Annotated in this window: 22 protein-coding genes; 14 read left to right on the top strand and 8 right to left on the bottom strand. The window is 62.3% G+C overall.

Going from position 1 to position 19,433, the window contains the following annotated elements:
* Positions 1-75 precede the first annotated feature (75 nt).
* A complete protein-coding gene (locus tag ACMT3I_RS11670; protein ID WP_414804829.1) occupies positions 76-612 on the top strand; it encodes a dihydrofolate reductase family protein in 537 nt (178 codons plus the stop codon).
* 124 nt (positions 613-736) lie between these two features.
* On the opposite strand, the gene ACMT3I_RS11675 is transcribed toward ACMT3I_RS11670, so the two are convergent.
* A complete protein-coding gene (locus ACMT3I_RS11675; RefSeq protein WP_414804657.1) occupies positions 737-1,402 on the bottom strand; it encodes a fasciclin domain-containing protein in 666 nt (221 codons plus the stop codon).
* A 211-nt stretch (positions 1,403-1,613) separates the two neighbouring features.
* On the opposite strand from ACMT3I_RS11675, the gene ACMT3I_RS11680 reads away from it, so the two are divergent.
* The 3 genes from ACMT3I_RS11680 to ACMT3I_RS11690 all read left to right on the top strand — a co-directional run bounded on the left by ACMT3I_RS11680 (position 1,614) and on the right by ACMT3I_RS11690 (position 4,875).
* On the top strand, positions 1,614-3,332 hold the full coding sequence (locus tag ACMT3I_RS11680; RefSeq protein WP_414804658.1) for a cytochrome c biogenesis protein DipZ: 1,719 nt from the start codon (positions 1,614-1,616) through the stop codon (positions 3,330-3,332).
* An 80-nt stretch (positions 3,333-3,412) separates the two neighbouring features.
* Complete coding sequence (gene sigK, locus ACMT3I_RS11685; RefSeq protein ID WP_414804830.1) at positions 3,413-3,955, top strand: ECF RNA polymerase sigma factor SigK; 543 nt, start codon at positions 3,413-3,415, stop codon at positions 3,953-3,955.
* Positions 3,952-4,875: an anti-sigma factor gene (locus tag ACMT3I_RS11690; protein ID WP_414804659.1), complete on the top strand. Its 924-nt coding sequence runs from the start codon at positions 3,952-3,954 to the stop codon at positions 4,873-4,875. The genes sigK and ACMT3I_RS11690 overlap by 4 nt, the downstream gene beginning before the upstream one ends.
* Here the strand turns inward: ACMT3I_RS11690 and ACMT3I_RS11695 are convergent.
* From ACMT3I_RS11695 to ACMT3I_RS11705, 3 genes are all read right to left on the bottom strand, one after another.
* Positions 4,872-5,633: an SDR family NAD(P)-dependent oxidoreductase gene (locus ACMT3I_RS11695; RefSeq protein ID WP_414804660.1), complete on the bottom strand. Its 762-nt coding sequence runs from the start codon at positions 5,631-5,633 to the stop codon at positions 4,872-4,874. The genes ACMT3I_RS11690 and ACMT3I_RS11695 overlap by 4 nt on opposite strands.
* A gap of 17 nt (positions 5,634-5,650) precedes the next feature.
* Complete coding sequence (locus ACMT3I_RS11700; RefSeq protein WP_414804661.1) at positions 5,651-6,013, bottom strand: DUF5655 domain-containing protein; 363 nt, start codon at positions 6,011-6,013, stop codon at positions 5,651-5,653.
* Positions 6,014-6,084: 71 nt separating this feature from the next.
* On the bottom strand, positions 6,085-7,542 hold the full coding sequence (locus ACMT3I_RS11705) for a basic amino acid/polyamine antiporter (RefSeq protein ID WP_414804662.1): 1,458 nt from the start codon (positions 7,540-7,542) through the stop codon (positions 6,085-6,087).
* A 224-nt stretch (positions 7,543-7,766) separates the two neighbouring features.
* On the opposite strand from ACMT3I_RS11705, the gene ACMT3I_RS11710 reads away from it, so the two are divergent.
* Positions 7,767-8,183 carry a VOC family protein gene (locus tag ACMT3I_RS11710; protein ID WP_414804663.1) on the top strand — a complete coding sequence of 139 codons (417 nt, stop codon included), beginning with the start codon at positions 7,767-7,769 and terminating at the stop codon, positions 8,181-8,183.
* Between the two features lie 43 nt (positions 8,184-8,226).
* Here the strand turns inward: ACMT3I_RS11710 and ACMT3I_RS11715 are convergent, their stop codons facing one another.
* Together ACMT3I_RS11715 and ACMT3I_RS11720 are read right to left on the bottom strand one after the other, a co-directional pair.
* Complete coding sequence (locus ACMT3I_RS11715) at positions 8,227-9,594, bottom strand: RNA polymerase sigma factor (RefSeq protein WP_414804664.1); 1,368 nt, start codon at positions 9,592-9,594, stop codon at positions 8,227-8,229.
* Positions 9,591-9,968, bottom strand: coding sequence for a YciI family protein (locus tag ACMT3I_RS11720; RefSeq protein ID WP_414804665.1), 378 nt, complete (start codon positions 9,966-9,968; stop codon positions 9,591-9,593). The genes ACMT3I_RS11715 and ACMT3I_RS11720 overlap by 4 nt, the downstream gene beginning before the upstream one ends.
* A gap of 234 nt (positions 9,969-10,202) precedes the next feature.
* On the opposite strand from ACMT3I_RS11720, the gene ACMT3I_RS11725 reads away from it, so the two are divergent.
* From ACMT3I_RS11725 to ACMT3I_RS11750, 6 genes are all read left to right on the top strand, one after another.
* A complete protein-coding gene (locus ACMT3I_RS11725) occupies positions 10,203-10,397 on the top strand; it encodes a hypothetical protein (RefSeq protein WP_414804666.1) in 195 nt (64 codons plus the stop codon).
* Positions 10,394-12,070: a DUF222 domain-containing protein gene (locus ACMT3I_RS11730; RefSeq protein ID WP_414804667.1), complete on the top strand. Its 1,677-nt coding sequence runs from the start codon at positions 10,394-10,396 to the stop codon at positions 12,068-12,070. Before ACMT3I_RS11725 ends, ACMT3I_RS11730 begins: the two co-directional genes overlap by 4 nt.
* 423 nt (positions 12,071-12,493) lie before the next feature.
* A complete protein-coding gene (locus ACMT3I_RS11735; RefSeq protein ID WP_414804668.1) occupies positions 12,494-13,588 on the top strand; it encodes a type I restriction endonuclease in 1,095 nt (364 codons plus the stop codon).
* Positions 13,589-13,673: 85 nt separating this feature from the next.
* Positions 13,674-13,946, top strand: a complete 273-nt coding sequence (locus ACMT3I_RS11740; protein ID WP_414804669.1) for a DUF2277 domain-containing protein — start codon at positions 13,674-13,676, stop codon at positions 13,944-13,946.
* Between the two features lie 13 nt (positions 13,947-13,959).
* Entirely contained in the window at positions 13,960-14,430 is a 471-nt protein-coding gene (locus tag ACMT3I_RS11745; RefSeq protein ID WP_414804670.1) for a GNAT family N-acetyltransferase, read from the top strand.
* A gap of 39 nt (positions 14,431-14,469) precedes the next feature.
* Positions 14,470-15,378: a PhzF family phenazine biosynthesis protein gene (locus tag ACMT3I_RS11750; protein ID WP_414804671.1), complete on the top strand. Its 909-nt coding sequence runs from the start codon at positions 14,470-14,472 to the stop codon at positions 15,376-15,378.
* On the opposite strand, the gene ACMT3I_RS11755 is transcribed toward ACMT3I_RS11750, so the two are convergent.
* A complete protein-coding gene (locus tag ACMT3I_RS11755) occupies positions 15,313-16,701 on the bottom strand; it encodes a sodium:proton exchanger (protein ID WP_414804672.1) in 1,389 nt (462 codons plus the stop codon). The genes ACMT3I_RS11750 and ACMT3I_RS11755 overlap by 66 nt on opposite strands.
* 326 nt (positions 16,702-17,027) lie before the next feature.
* Positions 17,028-17,408: a DUF1622 domain-containing protein gene (locus ACMT3I_RS11760; RefSeq protein WP_414804673.1), complete on the bottom strand. Its 381-nt coding sequence runs from the start codon at positions 17,406-17,408 to the stop codon at positions 17,028-17,030.
* 196 nt (positions 17,409-17,604) lie between these two features.
* Between ACMT3I_RS11760 and ACMT3I_RS11765 the strand changes: the two genes are divergently transcribed.
* The 3 genes from ACMT3I_RS11765 to ACMT3I_RS11775 are packed head-to-tail and all read left to right on the top strand — an operon-like array spanning position 17,605 to position 19,363.
* Entirely contained in the window at positions 17,605-18,657 is a 1,053-nt protein-coding gene (locus tag ACMT3I_RS11765; protein WP_414804674.1) for an adenosine deaminase, read from the top strand.
* Positions 18,657-19,016: a YidH family protein gene (locus tag ACMT3I_RS11770; RefSeq protein ID WP_414804675.1), complete on the top strand. Its 360-nt coding sequence runs from the start codon at positions 18,657-18,659 to the stop codon at positions 19,014-19,016. The genes ACMT3I_RS11765 and ACMT3I_RS11770 overlap by 1 nt, the downstream gene beginning before the upstream one ends.
* Positions 19,016-19,363: a DUF202 domain-containing protein gene (locus tag ACMT3I_RS11775; protein WP_414804676.1), complete on the top strand. Its 348-nt coding sequence runs from the start codon at positions 19,016-19,018 to the stop codon at positions 19,361-19,363. Before ACMT3I_RS11770 ends, ACMT3I_RS11775 begins: the two co-directional genes overlap by 1 nt.
* Positions 19,364-19,433: the final 70 nt, after the last annotated feature.

Consider the following 19,433-nt stretch of genomic DNA (forward strand, 5'->3'; position numbering starts at 1 on the left):
GGATAATTTGAGTATCGGCCGGGCGACGACGTCACAGCCTGCGACTGCGCCGGGAACGCGAATGGAGGTGTCGTGATGGGCAAAGTCATCGCAGTTGAATACCTGTCGCTCGACGGAGTGATGGAAGAACCCGGATGGAGTGGCCTGTTTTTCAATGACGAGGTCGCGAAATTCCAGTACGACAATCTCTTCGAAAGTGACGCACTTCTTCTGGGACGCGTGACGTACGAGGGCTTCAAGTCGGCCTGGCCGACCATGGAAGGAACCGGCGATTTCGGCGAACGCATGAATAGCATGCCCAAATACGTGACAACGAATACCCTCACCGAACCGGAGTGGAATGCCACATTCCTGAGTGGGGATGTCGCGGCCCAGATATCCAGGATCACGGGAGCCACGAACCAGACGCTCCTGATCAACGGCAGCGCAGAACTCTTCACGTATCTGGGAGACCGCGGACTCATCGACGAGTATCGCTTCATGGTGTTTCCGGTTGTCGTCGGATCGGGAAAGCGCCTGTTCGAGGAGGGCAAGGGCCGGGCATTCACGCTGATCAAGAGCCAGATCACGAAGAGTGGCGTCGCAATACTCACGTATACGCCGGCTGAGTAGGCCCAAAACACAGAAGTCCCGACCACCTGAATGGTCGGGACTTCTGTTGCACGGAGCCAGCGAGTGTACGGGGAAACCGGGGTAAGCCGGGTGCACTCGTCAGCTGCGTGCAGCTTCAGGGGCATTAGTCGGTCGGCATCAGCACGGTGTCGATGAGGTACACGGTCGCGTTTGCGGTGTGCACTCCACCGCAGATGACGCTTGAGTCATTGATCTTGAGCGAGTCACCGCTGCCGGTCACCGTCACAGTCGAACCTTCGACGGTGGTGAGGTCGCCGGTGAGCTGATCAGGCGAGATCTGGCCGGGAACCACGTGGTAGGTCAGAATCTTCGAGAGCGTCGCTGCACCTTCCGGAGTCTTCAGGGTCTCGATTGTCGCGGGGTCGATCTTGGCGAAGGCGCTGTCAACCGGGGCGAAGACGGTGAATTCACTGCCGTTCAGGGTGTCGACCAGGTTCACATCCGGGTTGAGCTGGCCAGAGACGGCTGCCGTCAGCGTGGTGAGCATCGGGTTGCTGGCTGCCGCGGTGGCGACGGGTTCTGTCGACATGCCGACGACGGAGCCTGCACCGGTCGGGTTCGCTTCTGCATAGGCGGCGCAGCCTGAACCGACGAGGTCCGCAGCGGGATCAGCGGCCATGGCCGATGAGGTCATCGAATCCGAGGACGATGAACTGCTGCCTTCGGTCGAGGTGTCGGTCGAGCTGGTTGAGGAACATGCCGCGAGGCCGAGTGTGGCAACGGCGACGAGTGCGAGTGTTGCAACGGTGTGGCGCTTGGTGAATCGCATGGGATTTCTCCTTGGTGAATCAGATCAGTTATCGAGATCGGTGAGTTGCATCCGGCCCGTTTGTCGCACCCACCGCTGTGAGCTGCAACCGGCCTTCACTGGGTCGTTCGGAAGAGCCACAGCAAACGGATTGGAACTTTTTCGACTTTCTTTTTTCCAATCGAAATGCCGCTGTGTGCCGAACACCTCTTGACCCACATCTGGAGGACACGTGTTCACGCTCGCTCTTATCGGCTTTCTCGGAGGCCTCATCACGGGGATATCCCCGTGCATCCTGCCCGTCTTGCCCGTCATCTTCTTTTCGGGCGGCGTGCAGGGGGCCAGAACGGATGCCGACGCTCTCGTCAGGCCATCCAGGTGGCGTCCCTATCTCGTGATCCTCGGCCTCATCACCAGCTTCAGCCTGGTGACGTTGATCGGTTCACTGATCCTGAGCGTGCTCGGCCTGCCACAGGACGTCTTGCGCTGGGCCGGCATCATCGTGTTGATCCTGATCGGTATCGGGCTCATCGTCCCGGCCTTCCAGCACATCCTGGAGAAGCCGTTCTCACTTATCCCGCAGAAGGCAGTGGGAACAGACAGGGGAGGATTCCCCCTCGGCCTCGCACTCGGCGCCGTCTACGTTCCCTGCGCGGGTCCGGTACTCGCCGCGATCACCGTCGCCGGCTCGACCGGGCGCATCGGCGTTGAAACCATCGTGCTCACCGTCACATTCGCTCTCGGGGCTGCGCTGCCGCTGCTGATCTTCGCACTGGCCGGACGCGGCGTCGCCGAGCGGGTGAAGGCGTTCCGCAAGCGTCAGAAGGGCATCAGGATCACCGGGGGAGTCGTGATGATCGCCCTTGCGATCGGGCTGGTCTTCAACGTGCCGCAGTTGCTGCAGCAGCTTGTGCCCGATTACACGAGCAATCTGCAGTCGCAGATTGCCGACTCAACAGAGGTGAAGGCAGCGCTCAACCTTGGCGGACTGGTCAACGACGAGAACAAGAACCTCGACAAGTGCACGGAGGGAGCGACCGAGCTGGAAAGCTGCGGAACCGCGCCAAGCATCACCGGCATCCAGCAGTGGTTCAACACTCCTGACAACCAGCCCATCAGCCTGGCCGACGAGAAGGGCACAGTTGTACTCGTCGACTTCTGGGCATACTCCTGCATCAACTGCCAGCGCTCGCTGCCGCATGTGACCGCCTGGTACGACACCTACAAGGACGCCGGTCTGCAGGTCATCGGCGTGCACTCGCCCGAGTATGCATTCGAGAAGGAGCCGCGCAACGTGATCGCGGGCGCCGAGGGATTCGGCATCCACTACCCGGTCGCCATCGACAACTCGCTGTCGACCTGGACCAATTACCGCAACCGCTACTGGCCGGCGCACTACCTGATCGACGCTGATGGCGTCGTGCGCAACATCAAGTTCGGCGAGGGCGACTACGCAACGACCGAGAAGCTCATCCGCGAGCTGCTCACGCAGGCGAATCCGGATGTGAAACTGCCGGCCGCGACAGAGATCGCTGACGACACCCCCGGGGCCGGAACGACAACACCCGAGACCTACCTCGGTACGACCAAGAAGGTGAATTTCAGTGGCAGCGAGAAGTACAGCTCAGCAACAACCGAATTCAGTTTTCCCAAGGACCAGCAGGCCAACAGCTTCGCTCTCGACGGGTCGTGGACGCTCGGCACCCAGTCGATCACCCCAGTGGGCCCGGATGCCGCGACACTGCGCCTCAACTACACAGGCAAGGAGGTGCGGATGGTGCTCTCCGGTGAAGGCACGATCACTGTCACGATCAACGGCAAATCGACCGATGTCCCGGTCAGCGGAACCCCCAATTCGTACGAGATCCTGAAGGCCGACACCGACTCATCCGGCACCATCGACGTGAAAGTGACGCCCGGTATTCAGGCCTACTCCTTCACTTTCGGATAGTCCGAGCGGTGTGTGCTGTCATGCTTGAGCTTGTGAGCAATGATCGAGAACCCAGAGACACCGATGTCGACGGCACGGTGATGACACTCGACCGACTCGTTGAGGGGATTGCGACCGGCGATCAGAGCGCCTTCTCGGAGCTGTACGACCGCACCGCACCGCGGGTGCTCGGGCTGATCAAGCGGGTCTTGGTTGACCACTCGCAGTCGGAAGAAGTGGCCCAGGAGGTTTTCCTCGAGATCTGGAAGAGCGCCACTCGCTTCGAGGCCGGTCGTGGAAAAGCGATGACCTGGATCCTCACGATGGCACACCGCCGGGCGATCGACCGGGTGCGGGCGTCCCAGGCCGGGCGTGACAGAGACGAACTAATCGGCAGGCGCGACACCGAGACCGCCTACGACCAGGTCAGCGAAACAGCAGAGATCCGTATCGAGCACGAAAGGGTGAAGAGGGCCATGGCGCGATTGACCGAGCTTCAACGCGAAGCAATCACGCTCGCCTATTACGGCGGCTACAGCCATACGGAAGTTGCAGAGATTCTCTCAGTTCCGCTCGGTACCGTTAAAACAAGACTTCGAGATGGAATGATCAGGCTTCGAGACGAAATGGGGGTGGCATCATGACCGACAACACGCGTGGCAACGGGCGCGACGGCATCGACCCTCGAGATTTGACTGGCGCTTATGCGCTCGATGCAGTGAGCCCCGACGAGGCTGCGGCGCTCGAACGTGCGGCTGAGACGTCAGAGTCGCTGCGGGATGAAGTTGACGGACTCCAGGAGACCGCTGCGCTTCTGGGCCTCGCATCCAACCCCGTCACCCCGTCCGAGCGGATGAAGCTCGACCTGATGGCGAGGATCGCCTCGACACCGCAACTGCCAGCCGTCAAAGCTGCGGCTAGCCCCGCTGCTTCTGTCGATGCACCTGCCTCGTCGGATGTTCCTGCCTCGCTAGATGTCGCTGCTGAGTCGGAAGCGCCGGTCATCCCCGTCGCTCCTGCAACTCCTACTACCGATGCCCCCATCACCGCACCCCCGATGATGGGTCGGGCCGAAACCCGCGCTCGCATGCGCTGGCTCACCAAGCCCACCGGCATCCTCGTGGCAGCTGTCGCGGCCGTCGCGCTCTTCATCGGCGGCGGAGTCGTCGGCAGCATCCTGACCAACGTGAGTGCGCCATCAGCCGTCGATGCGTCTGCGGCAGCGCTCGCCGACATCCTGGCAGCGGATGACGCCCAGCGGGCCTCTGCGCCCATCGAAACCGGCGGAACCGCGACTCTCGTCTGGTCGAACACCCTGGGACAGTCAGCCGTGCTGGTCGACGGCCTCCCTGAGCTGCCAGATGGCAAGGTCTACGAGGCCTGGTACATCGATGCCAGCGGTGCGGCGTCAGCGGGAACCTTCACCCCAGCGGATGCCGGAACCACCTGGCATGTGCTCAACGGCACGATGTCAGCCGGCGACGCTGTCGGGGTGACCGTCGAGCCGACGGGTGGTTCCGCGCAGCCGACCACGGATCCGATCCTGGTGATGCAGAGCGCCTAGTCGCCGCTCATCCCCAGGGTGAGGTTGACCACGGTTCCCGTCATCGCGGCCGCGTGATCCGAGGCGAGAAACACTGCGGTGTTCGCCACGTCGGCGAGCGTCGGCAGCGTCCCGGTGAGCGTCATCCCCTTCAGGAATTTGCGGAATTCGTCGGGATCCTCGTCGGGGAAATCGGCAACCGACAGTGTTTCGTCGATGCGGTGCGGCCGGAGGCAGGTCACCCGCACGCCGCGCGGACCGAGTTCGGCGGCGAGGGTGCGGGTGAGGCCTTCGACGGCCGCGCTCGCCACGCCGAAGCCACCTGTCATGCCGATAGCGAGGCGTGCGGGGGAAGCCGACAGCGTCAGCACAACTCCGGAGCGCTGATCGAGCATGTACCGGGCTGCCGCGCGCGAGGTCAAGAACTGGGACGACACCCACGAGGTGATCGGGGCCAGAAAATCGGACAACCGCAGGTCGATCAATGCCGTGCCCTGTACGGGATCCACGCTGATCGCATTGAAGACGACGTCGATTCGACCGGCTGACTCTGCCACCATCGCAGCATGGCGTTCGACCGCCTGTTCGTCGAGTGCGTCCACCTCGCTGACGACAGAATCTGCCGTGCCGATGGCATCCGCTGTGTCCTGCACCGAATCGAGTGTGCGGCCAGCGAGGAAGACCCTGGCACCCGCCTCAGCGAACGCCGAGGCCACGGCACTGCCGACAGCGCCGCCGGCTCCATGTACTATCGCGACCTTGTTCTCAAGCAACAACATGCTGGTGCTCCCTGTATTCACTTAGGGGTTCCAGGCCCGACGGTTTCGTATGACTCGGCCAGTAGCGCATCGATCGACTTATCGAGATCGCTGAGTTGCTCGAAGGAGAACCGATGCGTGAATACCCGTTTGGTCGTCGGAAACGACGATCGGAGTTTCGGATGCTCCACTTCCCGCAGCAGATCGATCGCGATCTCGAGGCGATGAGCTGTGATGAACGATGCAGCGAAGATTCGGGCGCGAACGTACTGGAGCTCGGTGCGGTGAACCACCTCGTGTGCGTCTGGAAACGCGAGAGCTCGTGAGCGAAATGCCTCGAGCAGTGCGATGTCGTTCGGAGTCATTCCCGCGGTGAACTCACTCCACGTTGCCGTCACCATAGCGCTTCCCTTCGTCGATGAATGGGCGGTATGGAGCCCGACAGTACGTCTACCGGAGCGAGTTGGCGACCCTAGATAGTGATCCAGCCTGTCGCGAGCGAAACGATGGCGACAGCGGCGATCAGGAGCGCCGCGATGCAGATCACCCACTCCACGGGGCTGAAGACGCGGAGCTTTCGTTCCCGCCTGGCGATGACGTAGAGCACCGTGGCCGGTGCGTAGATGATGGTCGAGACGAAGAGATAGGTGGATCCACCGGCGATCACGAGGAACAGTGTGTAAATCGTGGCGAGGATGGCGGTGATGAGACCCCGACGTGAGCGCCCTGCCGGATCGTCGCTCGAGCGACTCTCCAATTTGAGCGCGTACCCCGCGGTCAGCAGGTAGGGGATCAGTGCCAGCGAGCTGCACAGTTTCAGCATGAAGCTGAAGGCGTCTTCGGAGAACAGAGTGACGACAAGCAGCCCCTGGACGAGAAGCGTCGTGAGCGCGAGTGCCGCAACCGGAACGCCGCGCTTGCTTGTCTTGGCCAGGAAGCGCGGTGCATCCTCGCTCTTCGCTGCTGAATACAGCACTTCGGCGGCCATTAGCGTCCATGCGAGGTAGGCGCCGAGCACCGAAATCACCAGCCCGACGCTGATCATCCAGGATCCCCATGGTCCGACGACCGATTCCAGCACGCCGGCTACCGACGGCTGGCGAAGCCCCTGCAGGTCACCCTGCGGAAGCACGCCATACGAGAGCAGGCTCACCAGGACGAACAGCGCGAGTACCCCCAGGAAGCCGAGCATCGTGGCACGGCCGACATCCCGGCGGTTCTTGGCGTAGCGCGAGTAAACCGTCGCGCCTTCGACGCCGAGGAACACGAAGACAGTGATCAGCAGGGTCGACTGGATCTGACCGAACAGCGCGCCGACATCCGGCTGCCGTGTTCCCCAGAGGTTCAGCGTGAACGTCTGCCAGTTGAAACCGACGATGACGATGATGATGACGAAGAGCACCAGGGGAACGAGCTTGGCGATCGTCACGATCGAGTTGATGATCGCGGCCTCGCGCACGCCGCGCCTGATCACCAGGTGGAAGAGCCAGACGCCCGCTGACGACACGACTAGGGCGAGTACGGTGTCGCCTGCGCCGAATCCAGGGAACAGGCCACCCAGTGCTGACCCGATCAGTACCCAATACGTGGCGTTGCCTGCGCACGCGCTTGCCCAGTAGCCGAATGCCGAGAAGAAACCGACATAGTCGCCGAAGCCGGCCTTGGCATATGCATAGATGCCGGCGTCGAGCTTGGGCTTGCGTACAGCAAGCCGCTGGAACACGAACACGAGGGTGAGCATCCCTGCCCCGGCAATCGTCCAGGCCACGATGGCGCCGATGGCACCGGTGGATGTCGCGAAGTTGCGTGGCAGCGAGAAGACGCCGGCGCCGACCATCGAACCGACGACCATTCCCGCGAGGGCGAGAACACCGATGGAACGCACTTTTTGAGTCTGGCGCTCTGGCGTTTTCGACTGCTGGTCACTCATGCGCGGTTTTCTCCGAATATCGCGGGCGTCCGTGATCTCAGTGGTCAGGCTAATGCGGTTTCACGCACTCGGCCTGTTTCTGAGCTCGCCGGACTTGATCAAAAAATTGGGGGCTATCTGTGGCCGGATGACGAGACTTTAATCAGAGGAGATGAGAGACCGCAGGCAAAAGTCTCGTTTGAACACGACGAATCTCGTTCGAAAACGACAAGGGAGTGTGCATCATGACGACCAGGCTCAACCCATATTTGAGCTTCCGCGACACCGCGAAGCAAGCGATGGAATTCTATCAGTCGGTGTTTGGGGGCGAGCTGACGATAAGCACGTTCGGTGAGTTCCACGCCAGTGATGATCCGGCCGAACAAGACAAGGTCATGCACGGCCAGCTCACTACCACCGATGGGCTTGTGTTGATGGGCTCCGATACGCCGAACACCATGGAACTCACGTCTGGCAACAGCTACTCGGTGTCGCTCAGCGGCGAAGACGAGGCCGAGTTGCGCGGATACTGGGACAAGCTCAGTGCAGGGGGCGCCATCACCTTGCCCTTGGAAAAGGCGCCATGGGGCGACTGGTTCGGTATGTGCAACGACAAGTTCGGCGTCAGCTGGCTCGTGAACATCACGGGGGCCCCGGCGTAGTTCGGCGAAGCGCGTTGCGTTCAGCGGATGTCGCGGGCAGCCGTCAGCGCCGCTCGCTGAGCGCGCGCAAATAGTGGCGCACTGCGGGATCCGTCGTGAGACTTATCGCCTTTTCGAATGCAATGACTGCCTCGGTGTGGCGCCCGGCGGCGCGCAGCAGATGGGCGCGTGTCGCCCACGCGGGCTGAAACCGTTGGAACTGCGATTCTGCGGTGCTGGTGCTGGTGCTGGTGCTGGTGCTGCGACTGGCGTCGGCTGTTATTGCTGCCGCTTCTGCCGCATCCAGAGTGGCAAGCCCTGCCTCTGGCCCGTCAATCTCGCCTTCGATGGCGGCCAGAGAGACCAGGGCGCCCAGCGTCGGCGCGAGTTGGATGAGCGCTTGGGTGAGGGTGCGCAGTGCCGCCCAGTCAGTCGTGCCGGTGAATGCGCGTGCGCAGTGCACTGATTGCAGGGCGGCCTCAAGCTGGAATCGTCCGAGGCGCCCAGCGTCGTGGGCGCGGGACAGATACGTCTCGCCCTTGGCGATGAGAGTTCGGTTCCACTTTGACGTGTCCTGGTGCTGGAGCGGCACGAAGTCCTGTGTGCTGTTGCGTCTGGCATCCGTTCGCGACAGCGACAAGCAGATGAGTGCGGCGAGGCCCAGCGCCTCGGGTTCATCGGGAAGCAGATCGGCAAGCGTCGTCGCGAGGTAGAGAGCCTCGGCCGCGAGTGATTCGCGCAGGGTGATGCCAGATACGAGCTGCCAGTCGATGGCATATGCGCCGTAGATCGCTTCGAGCACGGCGGGGAGCCGAGCGGGCATGTCGGCGCGTTCCGGCACGACGAATGGGATGCGGGCATCCTTGATGCGCCGTTTCGCGCGCACCAGGCGCTGCGCCATCGTTGGGGCCGGAATCGCGAACGCCTGAGCGATCTGGGCTGCCTCGAACCCGAGCACGGTGTGCAGCATCAGCGGGGTGCGGATGCCGGCGTCGACGGCCGGGTGTGCGCAGACGAACAGGAGGGCGAGACGTTTGTCGGGAATCGCGTCGAGGTCGAAGGGGTCCGTGGGGTCGGTGCTGGCGCTGGTGCCGACCCCGGTGCCGGTGCCGGTGACGGTGCTGGCGCTGCTGTTGCTGCTCTGGGTCGTGCGGCCTGCAGCTTGCGAGTACTTCAGGATGTCGAGCGGGCTCGACGTTCTGTAGGCCGCCGAACGGTAGCGGTCGCGCTGTCGGTTGCGTGCCACCTGGAGGATCCACGCATCCGGATTGATGGGGATGCCCCCGGCTGGCCAGGTGGTGAGAGCTTGCACGAATGCGTCGGACAGGGCGTCTTCGGCGCTGGGAATATCGCCGGTCGGCGCAGCGAGGATGGCCAGCAGCCGACCGTATGAGACGCGGGCGACACTCTCGGCCCGCGCCTTTGCGGTCATGTCAGGTTGTGCCACTGTCCGTCAGCGAAGACGATGGCGGATGGTCGAATCTCGATCACGCCGTACTGTGCGCCCGGGCACTTTTCGGCCCAGGCGAGGGCGGCATCCAGATCGGGAACTTCGATGACAAAGGTGCCTCCGAGTTGTTCTTTGGTGTCTGCGAACGGTCCGTCCTGAATCTGCAGGCTGCCGTTTCGCAGGGTGAGTGTCGTTGCCGCGGCGACGGGCTGGAGGATGTCTGCCGAGATGAGTACTCCGGCGGATTCGAGTGACTTCGCGTAGTTATCGAAGGCGACCCGGAACGGAGCCATGTCTTCTTCGGTGACCCCGGCATCTTGTGCTTCAGGGTTGTGCAGGAGGAGTGAGTAACGCATGAGGGCGTCCTTCCGATTGGTCTGCTGGTTAATGGTCGCACTGGGCGGCCGATATCCATATGACGAATGAGCAAAGGCGTGATCGACAGTGTGGAGAAGATTCGATGCCTTCGCGGGGCGGATCCCCCCCCCCCCCCCATCCGTCGATTCCTCCACAGGTGCGAGGGCGTCCGACTTGTCCACAGATGCCTGATATCTATCGAAGAAGTATTCACTTCTTGGGAGAATTGCGGTATGGAAAACATCCCCGCATCCCGTCGCACGGTGCTCATGGCAGTTCTGGTAGCCGCCGCCGTAGCGCTCAGGGATGCACGTGAGCTGGCCACAGAGGCGGCAGCCTCGGTTCGTCAAAATGGTCGCTTTACGACTCGCGATCTGCGTCGCTCTCCAGCCCCGACGACTGTCATTCCGGTGGTGATCACGTCATGACTCTCATCGCGCCAGAGCCGGTATCAGCATCTGTCGACGTAACAGTCGAGCTGTCTCCCCTTGACGCCCTCGATCAGGCTCGTCGGCAGTGTGCCGCGGCGGTGGCGCGTATCGATTTTGCTCGGTTGAGTGACGACGATTCGATCAGGGTCCTGGGTTCGGTTGAAGCTCTCGGTCGGGTGGCGGATATGGCGCGGGTTGTGGTGGCGGTCGATGTGGAGCGGCGTTCGGCGAAGTGGCTGGGCAAGGATTCTCTGTCCCGTAAGCGTGGCTGCAGCAACGGCACCGACCTCATCATCCTGGTGACCAGGGCGGCCGGCCGTGAAGTGGCGCGACGCCTGAAGCTGGGTAAGCAGGTGCGCCCTCGGTATGAGCTGACGCAGGTTCTGCCACCGCTGTTCCCGGTCGTTGCCGATGCTTTGGCCAGTGGCGATCTGGGCGTCGATGCTGCCGAGGCCATCGTGACCGGACTTGGTGAGCTGCGTTCTCGGGTGGATCCCGACCTGCTCGGCGCTGCCGAGGGCGCGTTGGTCGCTGCCGCGACGGGACTCGAGTCGGAATTGACCGAGGGGATGCCCAACGCCGGGTTCCCGTTCGATGCGGACTCGATTCGCGGGCAGGTGACCGTGTGGGCGGCCCGTCTCGATCCCGATGGGGTGGCTCCGAACGAAGATATTTATGAGGCGCGCAGCAACATCGGATTCGGACCGTTCCGTAACGGCCTCTATCCGCTGAGGGGTGGGGTCACGCCCGAGCTGCGCGGCATCATGGACGGAATCACCGACACCTACCTCTCCGCCCATACCGAGACTCCAGGTAACGGCGGGCTGCTTCCGGATGCCCATCTGGCCGACCCGGACGGCGCGTCCGCACGAGAAGCGAGCGCCACTGAAAGCACCGGCGCAGACCTGGACTCGGGTCCTCACTCCGACTCCGACTCCGACTCCGCAGGCTTCACCGCCCCGCTGAACAGCGGCCCGGTGTTCCCGTCTGCTGCCGAACAAGCCGCGGAGGCCGAGCGGCAGGCCCGCATCGATGCCGGTGAGCTCCCGGACGACCCGATCCCGTTCGATGACCGGACTACCGGTGAGAAGCGCGCCGATATCTTCCGCGCCGTGTTCGACCACGCAGCCCGCGACCCGAAAACGCCGACCATGGGTGGTTCTGCCCCGACAGTGATGGTGCATGTGAATGCCCGCGATCTCGCCGACGACCACGGTGTCGGCTGGATTGATGGCGTCGAGGCGCCGGTCTCGATGCGCACCGTGAAGCAGATGATCTGCGCCGGTGGCTTCCAAGAGATCGTGCTCGGCGAGAACAACGAGATCCTGGAGCTTCGTCACGAGGAGCGGTTCTTCAATCGGAGGCAGCGCCGGGCGATGGCCGCCCGCGACGGAGGCTGTGTCATCCCGGGCTGCACCGCCCCGCCCGCCTGGACAGAAGGCCACCATGTGATCCCGTGGGTGATCAACCAGAAGACAGACATCAGTAACGGAGTGCTCCTGTGTTGGTATCACCACCACAGTATTGAGACGTCCGGTTGGAAGCTTCGGATGGTCAACGGGTCGCCTCAGGTGAAGGCACCGCCCTGGCTTGACCCCACCCGAACGTGGCGGCCCGGCGGACAACACCGCGCCAGTGCCAGCTCCTCCGCAGCCGTCGCTGCTGCATAGCCAGCAGCGCCCACACGAGGAAATACCAGCTGATGAATTGCGCTGCGGGTGAGCCGAAGCTAGCACCGAAACAGGAAGTAGCCGCTCGACCTCCGTCCAGCACGGGGCGGTCTGCTGGAATCCGGCCGCATGTGCGCTAGCTGCGACAATGACCCGCACAGCATCCGCCTCCCGCAGGGGGCCTCATGCACTCGGAGCAAATGTCGATAGCGGTCAGGGCGCCGTAGTGTGACTTCGACGACCGGGGGCTCCCCCCAAGACCCGCCTTGGCACCCGAAGTGGTGACACGGGCGTCCAGATCGGCAGTGCCGATGGCCGTAGCGTTAAGCATGTGCAACGCCGATTCTTCGGTCGGACAACACAATCGATATAACAACCTCGCCTTTCATCATCATGACTGAGTGAGCACAAAGTGGGAGAACAATGGAATTTGCGGAACTGCTTGCGGCGCTGGCCTCAAAGGTGCGTAACCAGAAAGACGCAATTCAGACCGAGGAAGCGACGAAGAATGCTTTCGTAATGCCCTTCATCTCCACGATTTTGGGTTACGACGTATTCAACCCAATGGAGGTCGTTCCGGAGTTCACGGCCGATGTCGGTGTGAAGAAGGGTGAGAAGGTCGACTACGCCATCATGCGTGATGGCGAGGTGCAGATCCTCATCGAATGCAAGAAGTCGACAGAATCTCTCAGGATTGAGCACGCCTCTCAGCTCTTCCGCTATTTCGCAGTCACGAACGCTCGGATCGCTGTCTTGACGAATGGTGAGGTCTACCAGTTCTACACTGACCTCGATGCGCCGAACCGTATGGATGAAAAGCCGTTCCTCGTGCTCGATCTCCTTGACATAGACGAGACGCTGATCCCGGAGCTCCGAAAGCTCACCAAGGACATCTTCGATCTTGACTCGATTATTAGTGCTGCAGAAGAACTGAAATACATCGGGCAGATCAAGCGCACGATCGCTGCTCAGTTCAAAGACCCGCAAGATGAGTGGATCCGTTTCTTCACGACTCGGGTTTACGAAGGCGCCTTCACCCAGAAGGTTCGGGAACAGTTCACTTCGTTGGTTACGAAGGCAACAAAACAGTTCTTGAATGACCAGGTAAACGACCGGCTCAAGACGGCATTGGGAGGATCAAACTTCACCCCAGCCGCGTCAACAGAGCCCGAGGTGATCACCAGCCAGCCGGCTGCCATGGACGACCTTGACCGGGATACAGAAATCGACACGACTCTCGAGGAACTCGAGGGTTATCAGATCGTGAAGGCCATCGCCTGCAGCGAGGTGAAGCCGCAGAGGGTCACCCATCGTGATGCAAAGTCGTACTTTGCGATTCTGCTTGACGACAACAACCGCAAGCCCATCGCTCGACTGCACTTCAACAGCAAGAAGCAGAAGTACATCGGTCTCTTTGACGCAGATAAGGTCGAGACTCGTCACCCTATTGAGTCTCTGGACGAGATCTACTCGCACAGCTCAGCGATCAGGGACGCTGTAAAGATCCATCAGTCCTAGGTTTCAGAGAGGGGCTGTTTTATGTCTCCGCAGAAGACTAAAACAGCCCTTCCCCAATCGGCTCACCAGTAATTACCGTTAACGTATGTGCCGAAACATCCATACGCTCTATAACTTCGAACCGGCCGCAACCGAAGACGAGGTGCATGCCGCTGCGCTGCAGTATGTGCGCAAGATCAGCGGATTCACCAAGCCATCTCAGGCAAACGCTGAAGCATTCGAGGCCGCCGTCGCAGAGATTGCCCACATTTCGCGGCATCTGCTCGACGACCTTGTCAGCGCAGCTCCGCCGAAAGACAGGGAGGTCGAAGCCGCGAAGGCTAAGGCTCGATCGGCAGGCCGTTACGCCACCGCCTGAAAGAATGAGCTCCATGACCACAACGCTCACGCCGATGACCGAGACCGAGCTTCACGACTGGTTCGTCTCGAGCAAGGCTGAGTATCTCGACGACCTGCTTCGCGCCGGCGAATCGCGTGACCAGGCCCAGGTCAGTGTCGACCAGTCGTTCGAGCGCTACTTTCCGGCCGGCGTCCCGACCGACAACCACCTGGTCTTCACCGTCCTCACCAGCGGCATACCCGCCGGATACCTCTGGATCGGCCCGCACACGGCTGAGCAGTCCTCCGCCTGGTGGGTGTGGGACATCGCCATCAACGCCGACCACCGCGGTCAGGGCCTCGGTCGCGCTGCCATGCTGCTAGCCGAAGCCGTCGTTCGCGAACGCGGCGGAACGACACTCGGTCTCAACGTCTTCGGTTTCAACGCACCGGCACGCGGACTGTACGAATCTCTGGGCTACGAAATGACATCGACGCGGATGCTCAAAAAACTGACACCGTAGACCCCAGCAGCCAGCGCCATCTGCCCTAATCTTGACGGCATGAGTGACTCCATCCCCACCGTGCTTCGACTGACCGCCTTCGCGTCTGAGGCATCAGGCGGCAATCCGGCCGGCGTGCTGCTCGACGCGAGTGCGCTGTCCGATCCAGAGATGCAGCAGATCGCCGCAGACATCGGGTATGCCGAGACCGCATTCATCACCAGGCCGGCCACCCCAGCCGCGCCGTCGCGGGTGGGCATCCGCTACTTCACTCCCACCGCCGAGGTGCCGTTCTGCGGCCATGCCACGATTGCCACTGCGGTAGCGCTGGCCACGCGCGACGAGCTGGACGGATTGATCTTCGAGACGCAGATCGGCGAGGTGAGAATCGACATCCAGCAAACGGATGCCGGCACCATGGCATCCTTCACCAGCGTCGAGCCCCACGTCGATCCGATCGACGAGACCGTGCTGGCGCGCTTGCTCTCCCTGCTGCGCACGAGCGCTCCAGCGGATGCCTCCACACCCACCGCCGATACCGCGACCACCGTCACTGCCGCCGACCTGCACCCGTCATACCCGCCGCGTCTGGCATTCGCCGGCAACACGCATCCGGTGATCGTGTTGGCCGACCGGACCATTTTCGACAGCTTCACGTTCGACCCGGATGCCATGCGCTCACTGATGGATGAGCAGGGCTGGGCCGGCACGGTCACCATCCTGCGCGTGATCAACCCGGCCGAGTTAGAAGCGCGCAACCTGTTTCCGGTCGGCACGATGGATGAGGATCCCGCGACGGGCTCCGCTGCGGCATCAGTCGGGGCTTACCTGCGAGAGCTTGGCCTCGTCGAGGTTCCCGAGCGCGTAAGCATCCACCAGGGTCGACATGTCGGGCGGCCGAGCCTACTTGTGGTCGACATTCCTGAGCAGGGCGGAATCGTCGTGTCCGGCACGGCCACTGTTATCTGACGAAACCCCAGCCGAACCAGCTGAGTCCGCCGAAATTCCAGCCGGAACCTCTGCCAATACCCCGACCGAAGCAACACCGGCCCCTGCCAACTCGCCGGCGTGCTCCGGCTGGCTCCTGCGGAATGGAGCGGCGAGCGTCGGCACGATCTCCCGCCGGTGGACGACCAGCAAGCCAACCGCGATGACCAGATGGATGATGCTGAGCACATATCGACCGGTCGTATCAGTGACGGCGAACTGCACGGTAAACAGTGCGACCAGGGCGAACGCCGACCAGCGGTGGAATCGCAGGGCAAGCAGAATGGCCACGCCCATCACCGTCTGACTGGCGGTGAGGACGAACTCCTCGACCTGCCGAGGGTCGAGAGCGAGGTCGGCCCCGCCACCGCCGAAGAAGTGTGCGATCGGCAGAGAGCCGACAAGTAGCGTCCACTGGTTGATCTTTGAGGCGATCAGCGTGCCGATCGCCGCTGCACCCATGCCGCGCAGGGCGAACAACACCGCAATGATGAACTCGGGCGCTTCAGACGCCAGCGGGGCGAGCCACTGCACCAGGAAGTAGCTGTCGATTCCGAGCGAGCTACCCGAGTCGACCAGTGAGGTAGCGAACGGCTCTGCCGCCATCAGAATGACTGCAGCGGATGCCACGAACATCGACACGACAGTTATACGTCGCTTGGTCTGCGGCATATCGGCGATCAGCGCAGCAACGCCGACGAACTCCTCGTCGCCGTCATCCGGCACGCGGCTGGCACGCCAGAGGTACGCGACAAAGATCAGGATGAGCACCACGCCGACCCAGATCGCGATGGTGCCCATCAGCGGAATGGTGAACGCCAGGATCGAGACGATGGCGAGCACGCCGATGTCGAGGCGGCTGCTGCCGGGCAGCTGGAGGGCGCGGGGGAGCGCCTTTCCGCTGAGGCCGCGGGTTTTCGCGGCCCGACGGGCAACGAACAGGGCGACGAAGACGACAAGTGGCCAGCCGAAGCCGAGCAGTAGGCGGTTGGAGCCAGTCATGTTCGCTGCGGCGAACTGCTCGTAGGCGACATCCGACCCCGACCTGAATGCGTAGTAGAGGTCGACCGCATACTCGGGCAGCACTGCGATCAGCGCGAGGATGGCAATGGCGAGGGCGCCGGAGATATCTTTCTGGGCTGCTTCGGCGGCCCACGCCAGTACGAATGAGGCTGCGACGACGGCAGCGCCGAAGATCACGAGATCGACGACGGGATTGGGGGCGAATCCAGTCACACGAAATACAAGTGCTGGAGCTGCGATCGCCAGGCACAACAGGATGCGACGAATCAGGGGGGCAGGCATGTGCGTCTTTCGGTCTGGTCATGACCGAGAGCTTTTCGACACGCAAAAGACTTCGGCCAATGAGAATGGCCGAAGGTCTCGCTCGCCTCCACTGCTGGAGGTGGCACGCCGGGCTGGTCACCATGACCGCCAGTATGTCGACGTACCGCGTCGCCTGGATTCTCTGCGCAAATGCACTGCAGAGAATCATCAGGCGGTGGGAACTACTCCCCTTCGATACATCTATCTAAGCACTCTGAAGCGTGTATATGCTCGTTTTGGCATGTTTTCGGATGCCCGAAATGCTGAGCTGCCTGGGTTGGAGTGCACAGGCAGAGCAGCCCAAGTCACTGGGAACTGCCGGCAGTAGGAAGTTCTTCGGGCTCGGCTTTCTCTTGATTTTGCCAAGGCCAGCGACCGGTCATCTCCAGTTCGAGCGAGAAGCTGAGGAAGGTGCGGATGAGTACGATGCCGGCCAACACGGCCACACTCTCGAGAGTCGGCGTGATTGCGACCGTTCTAATGATGTCGGCCGCCACGAGTAGCTCAAGTCCGAGCAGAATTGATCGTCCCAGTGAGCGGCGAAACGACTGGTAGACCCGGCTCTGATGCTTCGAGATGTGGCTGACAGCGAGCGCGAATGAGACGAAGGCACCGATCACAATGGCGGCGACACCGGCCGCATCGACGATCTTGCCGATGAACTCGATTACCTCCTGGAACGTCATACCTTGTTCTTACCGCAGCAGCACGCAGAGAGACAGGGGCAGGAGCCGCGGAGGCTCCACCGTGCGCGCGTCGCCGCGCGGCAATACTCTTGAGCAGATGGCCGAACTCCTCGGCCGCCGTCGGCCGCATGAAACGTCGACCGCATGAAACGTCGGCCGCATGAAACGTCGACCGAGTGAAAGTTGGAGCGCACCAGTGACCGAGTCCACGACTGCAACCGCAACAGGGGCAGCAGACCTCGTCACGCTGCCCAAGGCCGAGCTGCACCTGCATATAGAGGGAACGCTCGAACCCGAGCTGGTTTTCGAACTCGCGAGGCGCAACCAGGTGTCGCTACCGTTTGAATCGGTCGAGGCGCTGCGCGCCCAGCACGAATTCGAGGACCTGCAGTCATTCCTCAACCTCTACTACGACTGCATGGCGGTCTTGCAGACTCGCGAAGACTTCGAAGAGCTGGGACTTGCCTACCTGCGCCGCGCGGCGCGCGACGGGGTGCGGCATGCCGAGATCTTCTTCGACCCGCAGGCGCACACCACCCGTGGTGTCGACATCAACGACGTCATCGACGGGCTACTGGATGCGCTCCGCATCGCGGGCGAGGAGTCTGGGATGACCGGTGGCCTCATCCTCTGCGTACTGCGCGACAGCCCGGTCGATGAGGCGCTCGCAACTATCGAGAGCATCGCTGACCGCGCAGGTGATCTCGTGGGCGTCGGTCTCGATTCGGCCGAGGTCGGCTATCCGCCGAGCCTCTTCGTCACGGTCTTCGATCGTGCGCGAGAGCTCGGTCTCCATGTTGTCGCCCACGCCGGCGAAGAAGGCCCGGCCGAGTATGTCTGGGAGGCTCTTGACCTGTTGAAGGTGGAGCGGATCGACCATGGCATCCGCTCGTTGGATGACGATCTGCTGGTCGAGCGGCTCCGTGAGAGCGCAATGCCCCTCACTGTCTGCCCGCTGTCGAACATCCGCCTCGGGGCGACGACGCACATGGCGGCTCATCCGCTTCCGCAGATGCTCGAGCAGGGCCTGGTTGTGACGATCAACTCTGATGACCCTGCTTATTTCGGTGGCTACGTCGGTGAGAACTTCGCGCAGCTGCGGGACACGTTCGCGCTCAGTGCTGCTCAGCTTGCCCGGCTCGCACAGAACTCGATCACGGGTTCGTTCGCCTCGGCTGAGCGTAAGCAAGAACTGCTGGATGACGTGCAGGCGTGGCTCGCCACTGCCGGTGCCGGAGAGGACAACTAATGGCGACCAAGCGCTTCCCCAATTCGGTCTACGGACAGGGAGACGAAGCGGATGCCAGATTCAGCCTGGCCAACGAACGCACATTTCTGGCCTGGATCCGCACCTCTCTCGCTCTGATTGCTGCGGGAGTCGCGCTTGAAGCCCTGAAGATCCCAGTGCAGGAAGGCCTCCGGTTCGCCGCCGCGGCGATCTTCGTGGCACTCGGCATCCTTGCTCCGATCCATGCCTGGATCAGTTGGATGCGGGTCGAGCGCTCCTTGCGCCTGAACCGCCCACTGCCGGCCCCCGCTCTGTCGGGAATACTGGCCGCCGGCGTGGTGCTCGCGGCAGCACTGGTCGCTGTGGGGATGTTCCTCTAATGTCCAACGGCGATGAGCCGTTCGATCCGGGGCTGCAACCGGAGCGCACCTTCCTGGCCTGGCAGCGAACCATGCTCGCCCTCGGAGTGGCATCGGCCGCTGCCGTGCGATTTGCGGCTCCGCAATACGGACTCGCCTCTGCGATGGTCGGCCTGACCGGCCTCGGATTGGCGCTCGCCGCCTATGTGGGCGTGCGCTACCGCTACCGGCGTACCCATGCCGAGCTGACCGAATCCGGCAGTTTGCGCGCAGTGAGCGCTTGGCCCCTGGCCGCGGTTGCCGGTTCGATAATCATGTTGGGGGTTGCCGCGGTGCTGTACCTCCTTGTTGGGCACAACCAGCAGTGACTCGATCAGTCAATTAATACCCCCAGGGGTGTAGTCTGCACGGATACCCATCTGGCCAGGGAGGCACTGT

This window comes from Leifsonia sp. A12D58 (assembly GCF_047530025.1).
Lineage (GTDB): Bacteria > Actinomycetota > Actinomycetes > Actinomycetales > Microbacteriaceae > Cryobacterium.

Bases quoted from the DNA above. Each gene is read 5' to 3' on its own strand.
- ACMT3I_RS11670 (WP_414804829.1), top strand. From the start codon at position 76: ATGGGCAAAGTCATCGCAGTTGAATACCTGTCGCTCGACGGAGTGATG.
- ACMT3I_RS11675 (WP_414804657.1), bottom strand. From the start codon at position 1,402: ATGCGATTCACCAAGCGCCACACCGTTGCAACACTCGCACTCGTCGCC.
- sigK (WP_414804830.1), top strand. From the start codon at position 3,413: ATGACACTCGACCGACTCGTTGAGGGGATTGCGACCGGCGATCAGAGC.
- ACMT3I_RS11690 (WP_414804659.1), top strand. From the start codon at position 3,952: ATGACCGACAACACGCGTGGCAACGGGCGCGACGGCATCGACCCTCGA.
- ACMT3I_RS11695 (WP_414804660.1), bottom strand. From the start codon at position 5,633: ATGTTGTTGCTTGAGAACAAGGTCGCGATAGTACATGGAGCCGGCGGC.
- ACMT3I_RS11700 (WP_414804661.1), bottom strand. From the start codon at position 6,013: ATGGTGACGGCAACGTGGAGTGAGTTCACCGCGGGAATGACTCCGAAC.
- ACMT3I_RS11705 (WP_414804662.1), bottom strand. From the start codon at position 7,542: ATGAGTGACCAGCAGTCGAAAACGCCAGAGCGCCAGACTCAAAAAGTG.
- ACMT3I_RS11710 (WP_414804663.1), top strand. From the start codon at position 7,767: ATGACGACCAGGCTCAACCCATATTTGAGCTTCCGCGACACCGCGAAG.
- ACMT3I_RS11715 (WP_414804664.1), bottom strand. From the start codon at position 9,594: ATGACCGCAAAGGCGCGGGCCGAGAGTGTCGCCCGCGTCTCATACGGT.
- ACMT3I_RS11720 (WP_414804665.1), bottom strand. From the start codon at position 9,968: ATGCGTTACTCACTCCTCCTGCACAACCCTGAAGCACAAGATGCCGGG.
- ACMT3I_RS11725 (WP_414804666.1), top strand. From the start codon at position 10,203: ATGGAAAACATCCCCGCATCCCGTCGCACGGTGCTCATGGCAGTTCTG.
- ACMT3I_RS11730 (WP_414804667.1), top strand. From the start codon at position 10,394: ATGACTCTCATCGCGCCAGAGCCGGTATCAGCATCTGTCGACGTAACA.
- ACMT3I_RS11735 (WP_414804668.1), top strand. From the start codon at position 12,494: ATGGAATTTGCGGAACTGCTTGCGGCGCTGGCCTCAAAGGTGCGTAAC.
- ACMT3I_RS11740 (WP_414804669.1), top strand. From the start codon at position 13,674: ATGTGCCGAAACATCCATACGCTCTATAACTTCGAACCGGCCGCAACC.
- ACMT3I_RS11745 (WP_414804670.1), top strand. From the start codon at position 13,960: ATGACCACAACGCTCACGCCGATGACCGAGACCGAGCTTCACGACTGG.
- ACMT3I_RS11750 (WP_414804671.1), top strand. From the start codon at position 14,470: ATGAGTGACTCCATCCCCACCGTGCTTCGACTGACCGCCTTCGCGTCT.
- ACMT3I_RS11755 (WP_414804672.1), bottom strand. From the start codon at position 16,701: ATGCCTGCCCCCCTGATTCGTCGCATCCTGTTGTGCCTGGCGATCGCA.
- ACMT3I_RS11760 (WP_414804673.1), bottom strand. From the start codon at position 17,408: ATGACGTTCCAGGAGGTAATCGAGTTCATCGGCAAGATCGTCGATGCG.
- ACMT3I_RS11770 (WP_414804675.1), top strand. From the start codon at position 18,657: ATGGCGACCAAGCGCTTCCCCAATTCGGTCTACGGACAGGGAGACGAA.
- ACMT3I_RS11775 (WP_414804676.1), top strand. From the start codon at position 19,016: ATGTCCAACGGCGATGAGCCGTTCGATCCGGGGCTGCAACCGGAGCGC.